A 17,418-nucleotide genomic window follows, 5' to 3' on the forward strand; every position below is an offset into this window, starting at 1 on the left:
ATCATCCTCCCAGGGTCACCTTGAGGCCGAATCCTTCAAGCTGTTGTGCACAGTATTTCAAGCGGTCTTGACCAGGGGTGTTAAACTGTGCTGAAAATTCCCCATGCACCATGGCCATTCCCAGTTTGGCATATTTGGATCCGGCCAGGCGATGATAGGGCAGCAGGTCCACCCGGCTCCCCGGTGCGGCATCTGCTATAAAAGCCCCGGTTTCTGCGATATTTGCGGCATCGCTGTTCACCCCCTCTATCAGGGGAATGCGAAACCGGATCTCCTTTTTCATTCCTGCCAATAACCGGATGTTCTCAAGGATCTGCCCGTTGCCCGCTCCGGTGAACCGCTTGTGGGCAGCCGTGTCCATATGCTTGATATCGATGAGAAAAAGATCAGTAAGGGCAGCGATGTCCTTGATCTGCGCCGGTGTGGTATGGGCGCAGGTATCAACGGTCCGGTGGATGCCCAGTTCCCCGCAGGCCCTGAGCAGTTCCGATAAAAACTCCGGCTGGAACAGGGGGTCACCTCCGGAAAAGGTCACCCCGCCCCCGGACTGGTCGTAAAAGAGCATATCCTTTTTGACCTCATCCATAACCTGGGCGGCCTCAGCCTCCCACCCGCTGACCTCATGGGCCAGGGCCGGGCAGACATCGGCACAATGCCCGCACCCGGTACAACGCACCCTGTCCCTGACAATAGTCTCCTGTTCCAGGGTGAGGGCCCCTGCCCTGCACTCCTGGAGACATTGACCGCAGCCGGCGCAGCGGTCTTTCAGCCACACCAGGTCCACTTCCGGAGACATGCCTTCCGGGTTGTGGCACCAGGCGCAACTCAGGGGGCAGCCCTTGAAAAACACCGTGGTCCTGATGGCAGGGCCGTCATGGATGGCATATTTTTTTATGGCAAACAGTTTCCCCATGGCCATCAGTCTTGCCGTCCTTCCATCAGCCGGGAAAACTTGGCAATGTGGTTTTGGGCGGCGGCCTCTGCGGCATCGCCGTCTCCGGCGGCCACGGACCTGGCGATCCGGCACAGGTCGTTGAAATCCTCCTCCAGCAGTTGTGGGGAAAAAGGCAGATAGGAGTGAAAATAAACATGGATATTCTCATGGACGGCAGTGAGGTTGGCCAGTACCAATGGGTTGTCAGCCATGATGGCCGTCTGTTTGTGGAACCGGGCGTCCAGCCTGTGGAATTCTTCCCAGTCTTTTGGGCGGCTGTCAACATGGATCCGGATCTCTTCCAGAATATTGTTGAGGATCTCCAGCGTTTCCTTATCTTTTTTTTCAGCCGCCTTCCGCGCCGCATACCCTTCCAGGTGGGCCCTGAACTCAGCAAGCTGTTCCAGTGAAACCTGCCGGTGGCGGATGAGCAGTTCAATGCCGTCCCGCATGGCCCGTGAATTCGCCTGTTTGATTACGGCGCCGCCCTTCACCCCGGTACGGATGGCAACCAGGCCCTTATGCTCCAGCACCCTCAGGGCTTCCCGGATGGTGCCCCGGCTGGTGTTGAAGGTCTCCTTGAGCTTCATCTCCGAGGGAAGCCGTTCCCCGGGCTTGATCCGCCCCTCAAATATGGCCTCCTGGATCTGCTCCACCACATGTTCGTAGGACTTTTTGGGGACCATTTGGGTAAAATTCAAGGCCAAGGCAACCTCCAATAAATGGATTAAAATTAAACTGTTTAATTGTAGGACAATTTAACCCTCCAATCTTGCCTTGTCAACCATTACCTGTTTGGTCGAATGGTCAGAGCCTGGCATCCACCATCGCAGTCCGCAATGAAAAATTGTTCACATCCAATTCGCCAACCGGTAAAAGTGGGCTGACAAATTTTTATCAGCCCACTTTTTCTAAGGGGAGATGCCGGATTGGGGTCGGACTCAGCACCGGCACGTGAAAAAAGGTATCTAGGCAGGGTCTCCCGTCAACTGACGGGTACAGAGGATTAAATTCCTGACATAATTTTATCAAAAAGGCCTTTGTCTACCAGTTTTTTAAAGCCTTCATCGAATTTTTTCATCAGCGCTTCATTTCCTGGAAGGGCCTTGGTTAGCAGCAGATGGTATCCTGAAATCCGGACAGGGGTGGGATGGACGACGATCCGGGCCGCCTGCTCCGCTGCCAACTCCTTTTTCAGCAGCGCTTCCCCAACATCCAGCCCCACCACCACAAGGTCAAGCCGATTGGCGATGAGTTTTTTAAAATTTATAATTTCTTTATCGGTCCGCTCAAGCTTGAACAGGCCTTTTTCAGCGGCCGCATCAAAAGCTTCTCCATAGGTGTAGCCAAGTCTTCCGCCTATTTTAAGCCCCTTGAGATCATCTATGGTTTTCCAGTCAAAGGATTTGTCCTTGAGGTGAAAGAACACGGTTTTTCGTCCAGGGATCAAAATTCCTTCGGAATAAAACATCTCTTTTTCCCTTTCCGGTTTTCTTGACCAGACCAGTGTCCCGTGGGCCTTCTGTCCTGCCAGGGCATCGTGATAGGCCCGCTTCCAGCTTTCCCCGTACCACTTATATTCCACTTCAATTCCCGCCTCTTTAAAGGCCAGGGTGACCACGTGGCTTGTCGGGCCGCCGTCCTTCAGGTTTTTTCCCAGGTAAGGGGCCCAATCCCCGTTTGCCAGAATCACCTTTTCCCCGGCGAAAAGAAAGGATGGTGACATCAAACAGATCACAGCCATAAAAATGAATACGCATTTAAAAAATTTCATTTTGCCTCCAGTTGTTTCGGTTGGTTGGTAAAAATTTTTCCTTTTTCAACCATATTATCCAGGATAAACCCCATTCCCCATGGATACAAAAACAATAATTAAATGGAGAACTCAAGTCAAGCAGAGTCGGCAGCAAGTATTTGACAATTCACGATAACCGGTGTATTTTGCCCCGTTGCCTCTGGCGGTTTGCCATCTGAAGTACCTGCCAGAGGTGTAACCGCATTATCAGTATAATTACAGGAGCTCGAATGAATAACAAGCGCACACTTTTTGCAATTGCAATCCTGATGTTCACCGCCTTAACTTTGGCGACCGGATGCAATGAAAAAGAGAAAAAACAGGACACCGCCTTGGATCAGATTAAAAAGGCCGGTGTGATCACCGTGGCCACCAGCCCGGATTACCCGCCCTTTGAAACCAAAGATGAAAAAGGAAAAATCGTAGGCTTTGACATCGATCTGATCAAGGCCGTGGCTGAAAAGATAGGGGTGAAAACCGATATTAAGGGAATGCCCTTTGACCGAATCATTACCGAAGTGGGAAAGGGGATGGTCGATATCGGAATGTCAGGCCTCTCCATCACCGGCGCCAGGAAAATCCAGGTCCAATTCTCCACCCCCTATATTGTCACCTCCCAGGTGGTGATGGTTGCCGGAAGCTCCCCCATCCAAACCCTTGGAAACATGGACGGTAAAATCGTTGCTGCTGTCAAGGCCACCACCGCCATAGATTCGGCCCAGCTCATCGACGGCGCCCAGCTGAAGGCCGTGGACAGTTTAAGCACCGCCGTCTCCCTGCTTGAAACCGGCAAAGCCGACGCTGTTGTCCTGGAGGATGCCATTGCCAACACCTATGTATCGGCCAAGGGGTTCAGAATCCTGATCACCCCGCTTCAGCGCGAGGAGATCGCCGTTGCCATGGGCAAGGACAAGGCCGCCCTGCAGCGGGAAATCGACACGGCCCTCTCTGAGCTGATAGAGGACGGCACCTACGACCGCCTCAAGGCGAAGTGGCAGGTGATCTAGCCTGAAATCCACCCTCGTCATCCCGGTATTTTCCATGCCCATAAAATACCGGGGTGCCCAGCCCATTTGACTTTAGCCTTGGGCTATGGTTATTTCATGATAAAAAAAGGACGGACAATGAAAAAATACCTGATTCCCCTGGCTATAGTACTCCTTGCCCTGCCCTTCATTGGCATCTCTTCCGCGCAGATATACAAGTACAAAGATGCGCAGGGCAACTGGATTTTCACCGACACCCCGCCTGCCGGGCAGCAGTCCCTGAATACCCTGGACGGCACCGTTGATGCCGGGAATACGGATCTGGCCGGCCGGATGAAGAAAAAATTCCGCCCGAGGACAGGGGTTGAAACCGCTTCCCTCTCTGTCATGACCATCCGCAGTCCCGCCGGTACCGGTTCAGGATTTTTCATCACCCCCACGGGCTATATCATCACCAACAAACATGTGATCCGGGGCAGCCAGGGCGACACCCAGCGGGCCAGGCAGCAGTTTGACAAGGCCGACCAGCAGCTCAAAGACTATACTGCCTATTTTTCCAAGGAAAAGGCCCAGCTCGAAAAAATCCAAACCTACCTCGCCCGGTTCCGCACCTATATCGCCTCCCTGGAAAGCGGTGCCCTGAAAAAAAACGAAGAGGCGAAATATGCCGTGGTTGAAAAGGACTACCAGCGCCGGAAACAGATTTACAACCAGCGGCTCCGGGAATTCAACAGCCGGAAAAACGACTACCAACGGCAGAAATCGGATTTTCACCGCAGGACCAATACCGCAAGCCGGGCCAGGCATTTCACGGCCATCCTCAAGGATGGTTCAACCCACGATGTCTACCTGGTTGCGGTCAGCAAACAATACGATCTTGCCCTGCTTAAACTGGACCGGTATACAACGCCCCGTCTTTTACCAGCCCACCGCGGCGGCGCCCGCCAGGGCATGCCCGCCTTTGCCATCGGCAGCCCCATCGGCCTGAAGGATTCGGTGTCCTCGGGCATCGTTTCCGGCATGGAACGGGGGTATATCCAAACCAATGCCCAGATCTATCCGGGAAACAGCGGCGGCCCCCTGGTCACCGAAGAGGGCCGGGTCATGGGCATCAATACCATGAAGGAACTGACCCGCAATTTTGAAGGCCTGGGCTTTGCCATCCCTATCGGGCTGGCCCTCCAGGAATTTTCAAGATTCATCTCACCCTAATTCATTGTCCTAGAAGCTAGGGCTCACAGAGTATTCAGTGAGTTAAATGTCTTATTCTTCCATGGAAGCTCAAACAAATTGGGGTGGAAGGATTTCAGCGAAATGAGTGGAGGGCCGGTTGAATACCCGATGAAGTAATCACCGCAGCTTTATGCATCGCCGCCTGTGTATCTTGTCAAAAGATCCAGGGTGGCCTTGTCCGGCTCGGCATCCAGTTCGGATCTCAGGGCGGCCCGGCACTGGTGGTACAGGCGCACCACCTCCCCTTTCAGCCCGGCCTCCCCGTAATGGGCCATGAGATGCCGGAATGCCTCTTCACGGCAGCAGTCCAGGGTTAGCACCGCCTGCCAGGTATTTGCGGCCGCCTGAAGCTGGTTGAGTTGCCGGTGAAGCGCGGCTTTTTTTTCCAGAATTTCAATGCACTTGTGCCGATAAAACTCCCGATGGTGGCCCACCCATTCCAGATAAAGGTCATCGGCAAAGTATTCGCCCCCGTATAATTCCCAGGCCCTGTCAAAGGCATCAATGGCCTTTTCCGGTTCATTGCCTGCCTCAAGCCTGCAGCCCTGGGAATAGGCGTCCAGAAAATCCTGGGTATCCAGCCGGACCAGATCCGGATCAAGGGAGACCCGTCCGGATTTCTGAGCGATATAGACATACCCGAAATTTTTTACCGGATCAGGTTCCAGCGCCTTTCTCAACCGGTGGAGATTGATTTTGAAATTTTTATCCCCGGCTGCGGCAGCGGCCCCTGGCCATAGGGAATCAATGAGCACCTCCTTGGGTATCTCCTCCCTCCCCTTGAGCACCATGGCCTTGAGCAGGAGAAGGGGCTTGGCTCCGCCGAAAAGGGAAGGCATAAGCTCACGCCCCCCAAGGCTCACCCGGAAACTGCCCAGGGTCCGGATGAAAACCGGTGGCTGGGCCGCCCTGTAAAGGGGTTCCAGCCGTCCGGCCAGGGTCGCCTGTTCTTTCTTCCCTGCCCGTTCCAGGCAGGTGGTGATCCCCGCTTTCACAGCCCCGCCAAGGCTATGGTCCTTGGCCGCATTGAAATATGCCGTCAAACCGCCGGGAACCGCCCCTGCAGCCGCAGCCGCTGCCAGGGACCGCCCCAGAAGGCCGGCACCCAGAAACGGAAAATTGAGATACCGGTTTTCCACAGCCTTTTCAAATCCTTCGGCGAACCAGGCGGCTCCGTCTTCACCTTTTTCAACGGCGATCAGCCCAAGCACCAGGTCCGTTTCGCAGAGGCTGAGATCCGAACCGATGCCCCTGAAATATTCCAGGACTTGTTCAAGCAAAGGAACTGCAGCCCCGTATTCTCCTAAGTGGAAGAGGGAAATACCCAGCACCTGGCGGGCCAGATTCAGATGGATATCCCCCCGCATGCGCCGCCCCAGTTCCCTGACTGCCGCCTGGGCCGCATCAACGGCCCGGCGGTATTCCCCCTGGGAAAGCCAGGTCACCGCCTTGATGCGGTGGGCCACTCCGAGGTAGAACTCATTGCCTTCGAGGATGGAAAAATCCGACAGGTGATCGGCGGTCTGAAGGGCCTGGTCGTATTGTCCCCTGGCAGTATGGTAAATGGCCTTGGCCTCCACAAATCCAGGGTAAAGGAAAATAAGGCCGAATTTTTCAATATCCTCCTCGGCCCTTGCCAGGAGCCGGCCCGCCGTATCCAGTTCCCCCCGTTTCAGGGCAAAATCGATATTGGTGATATTGTTCAGTGCCCTGTATTCAGGAAAAGGCTCCTCTCCGGTGGAGGCGGATATTCTGTCCAGCATTTCCCTGGCCCCGGAAAAGTCTCCGGACTGGACAAAGCCCAGGGTCAGAATCACCGATGCATTGAGCAGCAGGTCCCTGTTTTCAATTCCCCTGGCCAGTAGCATGGCGTTGCGGCAGGCGGAAATCCCCTTTGGTATATCCCCGTTGCCGGTGATATAGCCCAGGCCGATCTGCTGCCAGAGAAGGGTCCTGGCCCAGGTATACCGCTGTTTGCCCTGCATGGCCGTCAAGGCATCTTCTCCCTGGCGGATCCATTTTAGAATCACCGTGGCCGGCTGCCGGATAAACACGGCCGCTTCGATGAGATAGGCCAGGCAAAGCAGGGTTCCCCTGAGGTCCCCCCTGTCCCGGAACAGGTCTAATGCCTGCTTAAATGCGGTAATATTGGCTTTCCCTCCCTTGATCCGCCGGGCGGCCGTTGCGAAAAAAATAAGCCATGGGTCTTTGGCGGTCATTTCGGCAGGCAGGGCCTGTATCCATTCAAAGAGAAGCTCCGACCGGCCCTTGATCAGATCGCCGGTCCCCTTGATGCGTATAATCTCGGCAACTCTGTCATGGGCGCCGGCCGCCATGAAAAAATCAACGGCCTTGTCATGGTCCCGGTGCTCCCAGCAGATCTGTCCGGCCCACTCATTCAGTGCACAAATCGCCTCGCCGGTCCGGGTGGCCCGCAGATCCGCGGCCAGAAACTCCCGGAACAGATTATTGTACCTGAACACCGGCCACCGGGGATGGGGGCTGATCTTCCTGACAAAAAGATTTCGCCGTTCAAGCCCCTCCAAAAGGGCACAGGGATCTGCATCCGTGAAAAATTCGGAAAGCACCCGGGTGTCCAATTCATCAAAGAGGGAGGTTTCCATGAGAAAGGCCCTCAACTCCGGCGCAAGGTTCCGGTAGATTTCGTCGGAAAAATAGGAAAAGGCCTCGGAACTCAGCCGGTCCGGAAGCTGATCCAGATCCGGGTCAGTGCGCATGGATTCAGAGACCAGCACCAGACCGCCGGCCCAGCCTTCAGTGATGGCCAGGATTTTTTCGATGTCCTCCCCGCCGAGGGACGATTTCTCTCCGGCAATGGGCGTCCGGAAAAACGCCATTGCTTCCTGCCGGGTGAAGGCCAGATCCTCATTGGTGAGTGTAATCAATTGTTTTTTTATTTTAAACCGGCTCAGGTTCAGGGGAGGGATCGTTCTTGATAGGAAAAAAAACCGCACATGGTCCGGGGCATCCCTGAGCAAAGCCTCAATGAATTCATAGGCAGATCCGTCCGGGGCCAGGGACTCCATGTCGTCAAGGACAAGGTTCAGTCCCGGTGGGGTCCCGCCCTCCCACCGGCCCATGGCCGTGGTGAGGGTCTCAATCTGCCGGAGCAGGTCTTTACTGCTGCCAAGGGTAATGTGGGGCGGATGTTTAGCCTGTCCCGACGCCCTGACCTCCCGGTCCAGGCCGCGGTGGAGCATATCGAACAACACCCCGTGGTCCGAGGCGGCCCGGTTCAGATGGAACCAGCTGCTGGGCGCCTCCTGGGCGGCAAGATAATCCGCCACCAATGTGGTTTTCCCCTGGGCGGCCTGGCCGGTTACCAGAACGATCCGGCAGGGGGCGGCCATCCGTTCAAAGAGCCTGGGCCTGTGAAGCACCTCTCCCACATGGGGGATATTGCCCGGAACGACGGTCAAAGCCCGGGCTCCTGGACATCGGCGGGATGAATCTTTGCAAATTTATGGATGCCAGCCATTTCGAAAAACCGGATATAGTTGAATCCCAGTCCCTTCATTTCCAGATGGATGCCCTTTTCCACCGCCCGCTGGAGCACCGCCGTAAGCAGTGCCATCCCTGACCGGTCAATGGAAAATTCCGGATCAAAGTCCATTACAAGGACCTCCCCCCGGGCCATGCCTTCAAACACCCTTCCCAGGGCAGCTTGGCCCTCTCCGGTGAGCCGCCCTGTAACACGGCAGAGATTTCCCCCGGATGCGAAACGGCTGTCAGTTTCCAGGGCCAGCCCAAAGGCTTTGTTTCCGTCTCCCAGCGACCGTTTTTCAGCCCTCAGCAAAGCGGAATTCAATGCCTGGCGCTCCACCGGCTTATTGATGAAATCCGAGGCATCCATATCCATGGCATCCAGGGCCCGGTTCATATCTCCGTGGCCGGTGATGATGATCACCTGGCAGTCCGGATCCGCCCTGCGGATCCGCCCCAGCACCTCAAGACCGTCCATGCCCGGCATGCGGATATCGGTAAATACGATGTCCGGCCTCAGGGTATTAAAAAGAGCCAGTCCTTCCTCCCCGTCGCTGGCCGTGTGGACCTCATAGCCATAGGCGGCCAAAAAAAGCCGGAACATGGACAGGGTCGGTTTTTCATCATCAATGACAAGTATTTTCATCTGTTCTCCTTATCAGGGACATTGCCGGCCCCATGGGCAGGGAAGACGAGCCTGAACACGGCCCCCTCCCCCACCTTGCTTTCCACGCTGATGGTGCCGTTGTAGTCCCGGACAATACCCTGGACAATGGGCAGTCCGAGCCCCAGGCCCTCCCCCATCTCCTTGGTGGTAAAAAAAGAGTCGAATATGGTCTCAATCCGTTCCGGTTCAATCCCGGTGCCGTTGTCTTTGATATGTAATACAACGGTTTTCCGGTCGGTGAAAGTGGCAATTGTAATTTTCCCCCGGCGGATGTCGCTGCCGGCTTCCACCCGTTCGTTCACCGCATCTCTGGCATTGGTCACCAGGTTGAAAATCACCTGTTCCAGCCGGTTGTTGTGGGCCAGAACCATGGGCAGATCTTCATCAAGGTCAAGCTGAAAATCAATATTCTGCAGGGCAATCTGCCGGCCGATGATCTTATGGACCGCCCTGGCACAATCGTTGAGGCTGATCACCTCCCTGGAAAAATCCGCCTTCCGGGCAAACCGCTTGAGCCGGTCCACAATCTCCGAGGCCCGGCTGACCTGGTCAGAAATCTCTCCCACCACCATGGTCAGATCCCCGGGGGCCACCGGCTGATGCCGTTCCTGCATCATGGCCAGGTATTCGCTCCCCATCTTAATGGCATTGAGGGGCTGGTTGATTTCGTGGGCTATTCCCACGGACATCTTCTCCAGGCTCTTCATTTTTGATGCCTGGATAAGCTGGGTATCCTTTTCCACCAGTTCGGTGATATCCGTGGCCGCCACGATGATGACCTCCATCTCCCGGTATTCGGCCGTACCCGCGTGGATATTTACAAACAGCGTGGCCCTGTCCTTGCCGAAGGCCTCCACCTTTGAGGAAATCACAATGGATTCGCCGGGGGGATAGTCCCGGTCAAAGGTCTTGGGGTCAAGTTTCCCCAGGTCAAATAAGGTTTTTCCCCTTAATTCCTCCCTGGAATAGCCAAAGACCTCCGTGGCTTTGGGGTTGGCATCCAGGATCTCGAATTTTTCCCTGTGAACCACAAAGATGGGATTGGGGCCGGAATGGAACAGGGACCGGTAATTTTTCCGGGATTGCCTGAGCCGGTCCGTGGACCTGGCAAGCTCCCGGGTCATCCGCATGAAGGAATCGCTTAATATGGTAATTTCGTCTCCCTTTTGCCCGGATTCCAGGGGAGGGGCGGCCGAATCGGAATGGGTTGAAAAATTGAAATCCCCCCGGGTCAAACGGTCGGTATACCGGATCAGTGAGGTTACCGGCCGGGTGATGTTCAGGGCCAGTCTGTGACTCAAAAAAAAGAACAGCATGGTCACCAGGGAGAGAAAACTCATGAATATCAGCCGGAGCCGTGCGATGAGATTGTCGATATGGGCACTGTCCAGGCCCATCTGGACTGTGCCGATGGTATAAATGCCTTCTTTTACGGGCACGGCGAGATGAAAGACCCTGTGGCTGCCGACACGCATACTGTTGAACCGGTCATCTTCGGCAACCTCGTCAAGGGGCACCGGGGCAAACCCCTTGGGAAACCCGGTGGTAAAGGTATGGGCCAGGATATTGTCCTCCCGGTCCGTGATCACCAGGTAAACCACCACATCCCTGCGGTTTCCCAGCCGTGCATCGTAGGCAAGTCCGGTCAGTTCCGCCCGGTTCCGGGTCAATATGAAAACCCGGGAGCTGTCCGCGGTGCCCTGGGCAATCCCCACCCCCCGTTCTTTCAGTTCGCCGGTGAGGCTGGAAATCAGCAGCGCCCGGGTAAACAGCGCAATCAGCATGGAAACAATGAGCGTAAACCCCAGGCAGGAGACAAAGATCTTGTTCTTTAGGCTGAGTCTGCTGAAAAAATTCATGGGAGGGGCACCAGTTTTCCCTGATAGATTTTTGTGAAATAAACCCGGTCGAGTCCCTGGTAATCTCCTTTACCAAAGGAAAGGGGGTTTTCAATGCCCAGATCAAATTCCCGTATGGATTCGATGGCTGCAATGAACTTTTTTCGGTCAAGATCCCGCCCTGCCCGCTCCAGTGCCAGCGCAAGGATCCTGGCGTTCAAAAACCCTTCCAGGCCGACAAAACTGGGTCTGGCCTGGGGATACCAGCGTTGGAGAAGACGTTTATACTCCCGGATACCCGGAAGCAGCATCCCTTTGCTGTCCGCCTCCGGCGGCGGCACCACCTGGGTCACCAGGACACCATGTCCGATGCGGCCCAGCCGCCGTGCAAGCTCGGCAGACCCCACAAAGGAAACATTGTAAAACAGGGGCGAAAAATTATCTTCCTTGGCCAGGCGGATGAATTTGGCACAGGCGTCATAGGTGCCGATCATGACCACGGCCTGGGCCTGGGAGGAGATGATCTGTTCAAGGCCTTTTTCCACCGCCAGGGTGCCCCTGACATAGGTGCCCTTGGCCACGGGCTTGAGCCCGTATTGTTTCAGGGCGATCTCAGCCCCCCGCAGTCCGTCGAACCCGTATTCGTCGTATTGGTAGAGCACCGCCACCCGGTCCAGGCCTTTTTTCTCCACAATCATGGAAACCGCCGCCTCAATTTCCTGGTAATAGGAGGCCCTGACATTGATGAGCAGGGGGTTGACCGGGTCCCGGAGCCTGTGGGCGCCGGTGAACATGCCAAGAAGCGGAATCTGGGCCTCATTGACCAGGGGGATGATGCGCACCGTGGTGGGGGTGCCCACGTAGGAAAAGAGGCAGAACACCTTTTCTTCCAGGATCAGGGTCTGGGTATTGAAGAGGCAGCGGGTCGGATCGTAGCCGTCGTCCTTGGCAAAGAGCCGGATCTTCCTCCCGTGGATCCCTCCCCGGTCATTGACATGGTTGATATATGACATGGCCCCCTGGAGCATCTGGGTGCCCAGGTATCCGGCATGGCCGCCAAGGGCAAGGGAGGAGCCGATGCGGATCTCCTTGTCCGTCACCCCGGTACGCAGGTCCATGGGGGAAAGCTGTTCCGGCCCCCTGTTGCACCCGCAGAACAGGAGCGCCGGTATCAGTGCTGCACCCCAGATGCATTTCCAAATTTTTGCCACCCTTAAAACCCCTTGTTTTGTGCGGTTCACGCCTTTGCCAAACAATAGAGGAAGGGACAGTGAAAGTCAATCCGGTGCCGGCCCGGGAAACCATGACCCAGGCAGAAGACCGGGAAAACCACCTGTCCCGATGGCTTGGGCCGCCAGAGCCATACCCAATATAGTGCGAACCTTAAAGCGGATGGGGGCCGACGGTGCGGCCCCCATCCCATGAATGCCGGTTAATTGTTGTACTTATTTTTATTAACCGACCTGATTTTAAGGGCCACCCCCTTCCAGCGCTCCTTTTCCACCCGGTCGGCGGTTTTAGTCCGGCGCTGGGACAGATAGGCCATTTCCCTTTCCATTTTGCGGTAGCTGTCCAGCCGCTGCCGGGGCAGTTTGCCGTCGGCCACGGCGTCCAGCACAGAGCAGCCCGGCTCATGGGTATGGGAACAATCATGGAACCGGCAGGTTTGGGCAAGGGCTTCAATATCGGGGAAGGCCGAATGGATGCCCTCCCCTTCTTCTGCAAACCCGATTTCGCGAATCCCGGGATTGTCTATGATCATGCCGCCCTGGGGCATGGGGATAAGGCTCCGGCTGGTGGTGGTGTGCCGCCCCTTTCCAAGCAGGGTGCTGACCGCTGCAGTGGGTTGCAGGTCCTCACCGTAAAGGCGGTTGAGCAGGGTTGATTTTCCGGCACCGGACGACCCCACCATTGCGATGGTTTTGCCTTGGGATATATAAGGGGCCAAGGACAAGGGGCCTGCATCATCCCCTGCCGATACCGGATGAACCGGCACCCCGAAGGCGATTTCTTCAACCTCCTGTACAAAGGGGGCCGGGTCATCATGGAGGTCCGCCTTGGTCAGGACAATGACCGGAGAAAGCCCGCAATTATAGACCAGGGTGATATATCTTTCCATGCGGCGCAGATTGAAATCCCGGTCCATGCCGCAGACGATGAAGACTGTATCCAGGTTGGCCGCGATGATCTGTTCCCTGACGTCGGGACCGTCCTGGCTGCCGCGGCTCCCGGAAGCGTTTCTGGATAATACCGTTTTCCGCGGCAGCACCGCGCTGATCAGGCCGTCTGAGGCCATAACCCAGTCCCCGATCACCGGGAACATATTGTCCGGCCTGTGCATCATCCGGCCTGCTGTCCTGGCCAGTTCATCGCCATGGCCCCGGCTGATCAGAAAATGGTTTTTCTCAACCCCGACCACCCTGGCCGGCCTGTAACCGGCTTTTTGAATATCATCCTTATTGTAATTTTCCAGGCATGACTGGAAATGATCGTCCCATCCGAGCACGGATAGGGAATTGTGTCCTGTATTTTGATCTGACATTTGAAGATCTCCGTTCTTCAGCATTTAAGTGTACTCCGGCAAATCCGCCGGAAAGATGTAAATCAGGTAATGCTGGGAAGGTTGCCTGTGAAAAGGCGCAGAACAGATTACGGAATTCGAACCATAGGTTGGATCCGAAGGGAACAGCCAAGTTGAGTCAAGATTGATCCGTCGCTGTTACAGGCGCTCTGCCCAGGCAACTTGCGGCACAATCTCCAATGATGCGTTAAACAAAAAATCTCCTATAAGATAATAAAACCGGTGGGGTGAATATCATACCTTGACATTTCTGTCAATTTTCAAAAATCACCTGCCCCGGGGCCAAGGCCCCTGTCAGGATAAGCGGAGAGCAGCCATCGGGCCGTTTCTCCCAGCCCGTTCGCAGAACTTTTTGCCTTGTTGCCAGGCCAGTTAACCCGGGAAAAAGATATCCTGTACCGCCAAGAGTATGTCATTAACATCCGCGGGTTTTTGAAGGTATTTTCTGATGCCGGACCGATATGCTGTTTTTTCATCAAAGCTTTCAGAATATCCGGTGTGGATAATTATGGGCATATCCTTTCTGATTCTCAATATCTCTCTGGCCAGTTTATCTCCGGGCATTTTCGGCATGGCCACATCCGTGATTAACAGGTCAAAAAAATTAGGACTCTCCCTAAATCTCTCCAATGCCTCTTCTCCGTTGGGATAGGCTTCCACATAATAGCCATAATCCTCAAAAGCGGACTGAAGAATAACCCGGATACTGGACTCATCATCTGCAACCATGATCTTTTCCTGATTTTTGCTCTCCAGGGGCACCCGTTGTTTTTTGGGCAGTTTCCCTGATGCTTCGGAGGCTTCCAGCAGCGGAAAATACAGATAAAAACAGGTCCCCTCATCCATTCTGCTGTCCACCTGTATATGGCCATGATGTTCTTTAACGATACCGTGTACGACTGCCAGGCCAAGGCCGGTCCCCTCGCAGCTTTCCTTGGTTGTAAAATAAGGCTCAAAGATTCTTTCCAGGGTAATTTTATCCATGCCATGGCCCGTATCGGCAATTTTCAAGAGAAGGTAATCTCCAGGGACAAATTGATGGCCTTTAATCTGATCACTTCTGGTGATAGAGACGTCGGACAATTCAACGGCAAGGGTCCCCCCGGTCTCCCGCATTGCGTGATACGCATTGGTGCACAGGTTCAGCACCACCTGGTGCAATTGGGTCTCGTCTGCATGAATGGGGCTGCGTGATTCAATTTTTTCCTTTATTTCAATGGTCGCCGGGATGGAAGAACGCATTAATCTGACCGCTTCTTTCACAATCAAATAAGGCTTTATGGTTCTTTTTTGCGATCCGGCCTGCCGGCTGAAGGTCAGGATCTGCTGAACCAGGTCTTTTGCCCGGTCAGATCCCTTCAGAATCTGATCAACGCCTTTATTGATATTATCCAGGTCATCCGGTGCCATCCGGATCAATTCAGCATATCCGATTATCCCGGATAAAATATTATTAAAATCATGGGCAATGCCGCTTGAAAGGGTTCCCAGGGCGGCCGCCTTCTGGGATGCGCCAAGGCTCTTCTGCATTCTTTGTTTTTCTCTGGCTTCTTTAATCTGGGCAGTGAAATCCACTGCGGTTCCGATCACATAGATTCGATTGTTCTTTTTAAAACTGTACGCCTGGACATAGCCCGGTACAAGGGTGCCGTCTTTTTTGACCATGCCGATTTCATAATCTATTGAACCATTCTCAAACAGCTGCTGTTGTTTTCTTTTTAAGAATAAAAGACTTTTTTCCTCAAAGAAATCGAGAAGATTCATATTTTTCAATTCTTCATGGGTGTACCCGAAAAAGGACAAAAGATTTTCATTCCACCGTTTCAGCCAAAGCCGGCCATTTTTCTGCTGTTCAAATAGGAAGAATAATCCAGGAATCCCCCGGATGATATAATCTGAAAAATCTTTTTCTTCGATCAGTGAGGCCTGCGCATGGACCTGCCGTACGACCGCTTTGTCAATATTGCTTTTTGCCCGGGCGCCAACGACGATTATCAGCAGGTTGACCACCATAAAGTTAACCGTGAGTATCACCCAGATTTCTTTTGGATCTGCCAATAGAAGCTGCCATTTCGGGACGCCGAACACGATATATGCCAGCACAGATATCAAAATCAGCAGGTTCACCAGTAAAATGATGCCCAGATATTTATTATCGAATAAAACAATGCCGAACATGGTTGCCCCGAAAAGCCAGATATAACCGGCGCCATAATATCCCGTGACAAAGAGGAGCACCACCCCAAGGGCATAGATGATAACCAGCGATATCCAGGCCTTGAGTTTCAAGGAAAGGCCCGACGAAAAAAGGAAGGCAACAAGCAGAACATAGACGACCACATCTGCGGCGAAAATCAGCATCAGATCTTTTTGATATGCCAGTATTAAAGAGGGAACCAGGGCAAAAAAACCAAATACGACGGTACATAAAAAGGACAGATAGAGCGCTTTTTCTTTCCAGATCATTAAGGGGTCGCGATTTTTCAGCTCCTCCGGGAGGAATCTGTCTTCAAGCAGACACCAATAGTTAAAGACCTGCCGGACTAATTTCATAGGGCGCCCCGAATTATAAATAGTGAAACATACAAAAGAGTTCGCCGCATGGTCACTCTTATGACATCAGGTATAAACGAAATCCTTTCAAATGTAAAAAATAAATCATGTGAACGGTTCCTGAACCTGAAAATCGAACACAAGGGGTATTCCGCCCCCCAAAGCCCCGGGGACATAAAGATTGTATCCGGATCGATTAACAGGTATAGTTTGCATGATTTGAATTACTAGGGAGACATCTGTGAAACTGTTTAAGAAAAAAACCCTGACCGGCCTGGCCAGGACCTGCGGCTGAGCTGCCAAAATCGGTCCCCAGGTACTGGCGGACACCCTCAAAGGATTTCCAGCCCCATCAGATCCCGACCTCCTGGTGGGCTATGACACGGCGGATGATGCAGCGGTCTATAAAGTGGCCCCCGACCTGGCCATGATCAATACCATCGACTTTATCACCCCGCCTGTGGATGACCCATACTGGTTCGGCCAGGTGGCGGCGGCCAATGCCGTATCGGATATATATTCCATGGGCGGCAGGCCCCTGACCGCCCTTAACGTGGTCATGTTTCCTTCCAAAATCCTGGATACCGGTATTCTTCGGGAGATGCTCCAGGGCGGCCACGACAAGGTCAAGGAAGCCGGCGCCGTGCTGGCCGGCGGACATTCCGTTGATGACGAAGAACCCAAATACGGCCTCTGCGTCAACGGGGTGGTTCACCCGGACAAAATCCTGTCCAATGCCGGGGCAAAACCCGGGGACGGGCTGGTACTGACCAAACCCCTGGGGTCCGGAGTGCTTTTTAACGCGGTCCGTTCAGGCAAGCTGGCCTTTTCAGACCTGGAAAAAGATGTGCTGCCCATTGTCGCCGCACTGAACAACACCGCTCTGGAAGCGGCCATGGAATTTGAGCTTCATTCCTGCACAGACGTGACCGGTTTCGGCATCCTGGGCCATCTCATGGAAATGGCCAACGGATCCGGCTGCCGCTTTGAGGTGGACTTCACGGCTCTGCCCTTCTATCCCCATGCCCGGGCCATGTATGCCAGGGGAGAGACCACCGGTTCCAACAAGCCCAACCAGGCCATGGTCAACGCCCATGACCTGGTTATAACCCGCAGCCTCACCAGGGAGGAAGAAGGGCTGATCTTTGATCCCCAGACCTCTGGGGGCCTGGTATTTGCCCTGCCCGCATCCCAGGCCGATGGCCTGGTCTCCCGTTTAAAAGACAAGGGCCTGGCCTGGGCCGCCCGCATTGGCAATGTCACCGGTGACGCGCCGGGAATTACCCTAAATTAACCATCTATAACCTGACTATTTAAGGAAAATAAA

At 54.3% G+C, this 17,418-nt stretch carries 12 protein-coding genes; 3 read left to right on the forward strand and 9 right to left on the reverse strand.

The window, feature by feature from the left end; genetic code table 11:
• Window position 1 precedes the first annotated feature (1 nt).
• The 3 genes from HUN04_01185 to HUN04_01195 all read right to left on the reverse strand — a co-directional run bounded on the left by HUN04_01185 (window position 2) and on the right by HUN04_01195 (window position 2,708).
• Complete coding sequence (locus HUN04_01185; GenBank protein WDP88429.1) at window positions 2-919, reverse strand: glycyl-radical enzyme activating protein; 918 nt, start codon at window positions 917-919, stop codon at window positions 2-4.
• Entirely contained in the window at window positions 919-1,635 is a 717-nt protein-coding gene (locus HUN04_01190; GenBank protein WDP88430.1) for a FadR family transcriptional regulator, read from the reverse strand. Before HUN04_01190 ends, HUN04_01185 begins: the two co-directional genes overlap by 1 nt.
• A 305-nt stretch (window positions 1,636-1,940) precedes the next feature.
• A complete protein-coding gene (locus HUN04_01195; protein ID WDP88431.1) occupies window positions 1,941-2,708 on the reverse strand; it encodes a transporter substrate-binding domain-containing protein in 768 nt (255 codons plus the stop codon).
• 251 nt (window positions 2,709-2,959) lie between these two features.
• Here HUN04_01195 and HUN04_01200 point away from each other — a divergent pair, with 251 nt between their 5' ends.
• Window positions 2,960-3,736: an amino acid ABC transporter substrate-binding protein gene (locus HUN04_01200; GenBank protein ID WDP88432.1), complete on the forward strand. Its 777-nt coding sequence runs from the start codon at window positions 2,960-2,962 to the stop codon at window positions 3,734-3,736.
• Window positions 3,737-3,853: 117 nt separating this feature from the next.
• Complete coding sequence (locus HUN04_01205; protein ID WDP88433.1) at window positions 3,854-4,927, forward strand: trypsin-like peptidase domain-containing protein; 1,074 nt, start codon at window positions 3,854-3,856, stop codon at window positions 4,925-4,927.
• Window positions 4,928-5,076: 149 nt separating this feature from the next.
• Here the strand turns inward: HUN04_01205 and HUN04_01210 are convergent, their stop codons facing one another.
• The 6 genes from HUN04_01210 to HUN04_01235 all read right to left on the reverse strand — a co-directional run bounded on the left by HUN04_01210 (window position 5,077) and on the right by HUN04_01235 (window position 16,091).
• A complete protein-coding gene (locus tag HUN04_01210; protein ID WDP93119.1) occupies window positions 5,077-8,319 on the reverse strand; it encodes a protein MalT in 3,243 nt (1,080 codons plus the stop codon).
• Between the two features lie 65 nt (window positions 8,320-8,384).
• Window positions 8,385-9,098: a response regulator gene (locus HUN04_01215; protein WDP88434.1), complete on the reverse strand. Its 714-nt coding sequence runs from the start codon at window positions 9,096-9,098 to the stop codon at window positions 8,385-8,387.
• Window positions 9,095-10,978, reverse strand: a complete 1,884-nt coding sequence (locus HUN04_01220; protein WDP88435.1) for a PAS domain S-box protein — start codon at window positions 10,976-10,978, stop codon at window positions 9,095-9,097. Before HUN04_01220 ends, HUN04_01215 begins: the two co-directional genes overlap by 4 nt.
• Entirely contained in the window at window positions 10,975-12,075 is a 1,101-nt protein-coding gene (locus HUN04_01225; protein WDP93120.1) for an ABC transporter substrate-binding protein, read from the reverse strand. The genes HUN04_01220 and HUN04_01225 overlap by 4 nt, the downstream gene beginning before the upstream one ends.
• 314 nt (window positions 12,076-12,389) lie before the next feature.
• Window positions 12,390-13,499 (reverse strand): ribosome small subunit-dependent GTPase A, encoded by a 1,110-nt coding sequence (gene rsgA / locus HUN04_01230; GenBank protein WDP88436.1) that lies wholly within the window; start codon window positions 13,497-13,499, stop codon window positions 12,390-12,392.
• Window positions 13,500-13,910: 411 nt separating this feature from the next.
• Entirely contained in the window at window positions 13,911-16,091 is a 2,181-nt protein-coding gene (locus tag HUN04_01235) for a response regulator (GenBank protein WDP88437.1), read from the reverse strand.
• 304 nt (window positions 16,092-16,395) lie between these two features.
• Here HUN04_01235 and selD point away from each other — a divergent pair, with 304 nt between their 5' ends.
• Entirely contained in the window at window positions 16,396-17,385 is a 990-nt protein-coding gene (selD, locus tag HUN04_01240) for a selenide, water dikinase SelD (protein WDP93121.1), read from the forward strand.
• Window positions 17,386-17,418: the final 33 nt, after the last annotated feature.

The organism is Desulfobacter sp. (assembly GCA_028768525.1).
Taxonomy (GTDB): domain Bacteria; phylum Desulfobacterota; class Desulfobacteria; order Desulfobacterales; family Desulfobacteraceae; genus Desulfobacter.

Excerpts from the sequence above, each read along its gene's own strand:
- HUN04_01215 (WDP88434.1), bottom strand. The coding sequence starts at position 9,098 with ATGAAAATACTTGTCATTGATGATGAAAAACCGACCCTGTCCATGTTC.
- HUN04_01195 (WDP88431.1), bottom strand. The coding sequence starts at position 2,708 with ATGAAATTTTTTAAATGCGTATTCATTTTTATGGCTGTGATCTGTTTG.
- HUN04_01220 (WDP88435.1), bottom strand. The coding sequence starts at position 10,978 with ATGAATTTTTTCAGCAGACTCAGCCTAAAGAACAAGATCTTTGTCTCC.
- rsgA (WDP88436.1), bottom strand. The coding sequence starts at position 13,499 with ATGTCAGATCAAAATACAGGACACAATTCCCTATCCGTGCTCGGATGG.
- HUN04_01210 (WDP93119.1), bottom strand. The coding sequence starts at position 8,319 with ATGGCCGCCCCCTGCCGGATCGTTCTGGTAACCGGCCAGGCCGCCCAG.
- HUN04_01235 (WDP88437.1), bottom strand. The coding sequence starts at position 16,091 with ATGAAATTAGTCCGGCAGGTCTTTAACTATTGGTGTCTGCTTGAAGAC.
- HUN04_01185 (WDP88429.1), bottom strand. The coding sequence starts at position 919 with ATGGCCATGGGGAAACTGTTTGCCATAAAAAAATATGCCATCCATGAC.
- HUN04_01200 (WDP88432.1), top strand. The coding sequence starts at position 2,960 with ATGAATAACAAGCGCACACTTTTTGCAATTGCAATCCTGATGTTCACC.
- HUN04_01205 (WDP88433.1), top strand. The coding sequence starts at position 3,854 with ATGAAAAAATACCTGATTCCCCTGGCTATAGTACTCCTTGCCCTGCCC.
- HUN04_01225 (WDP93120.1), bottom strand. The coding sequence starts at position 12,075 with ATGGACCTGCGTACCGGGGTGACGGACAAGGAGATCCGCATCGGCTCC.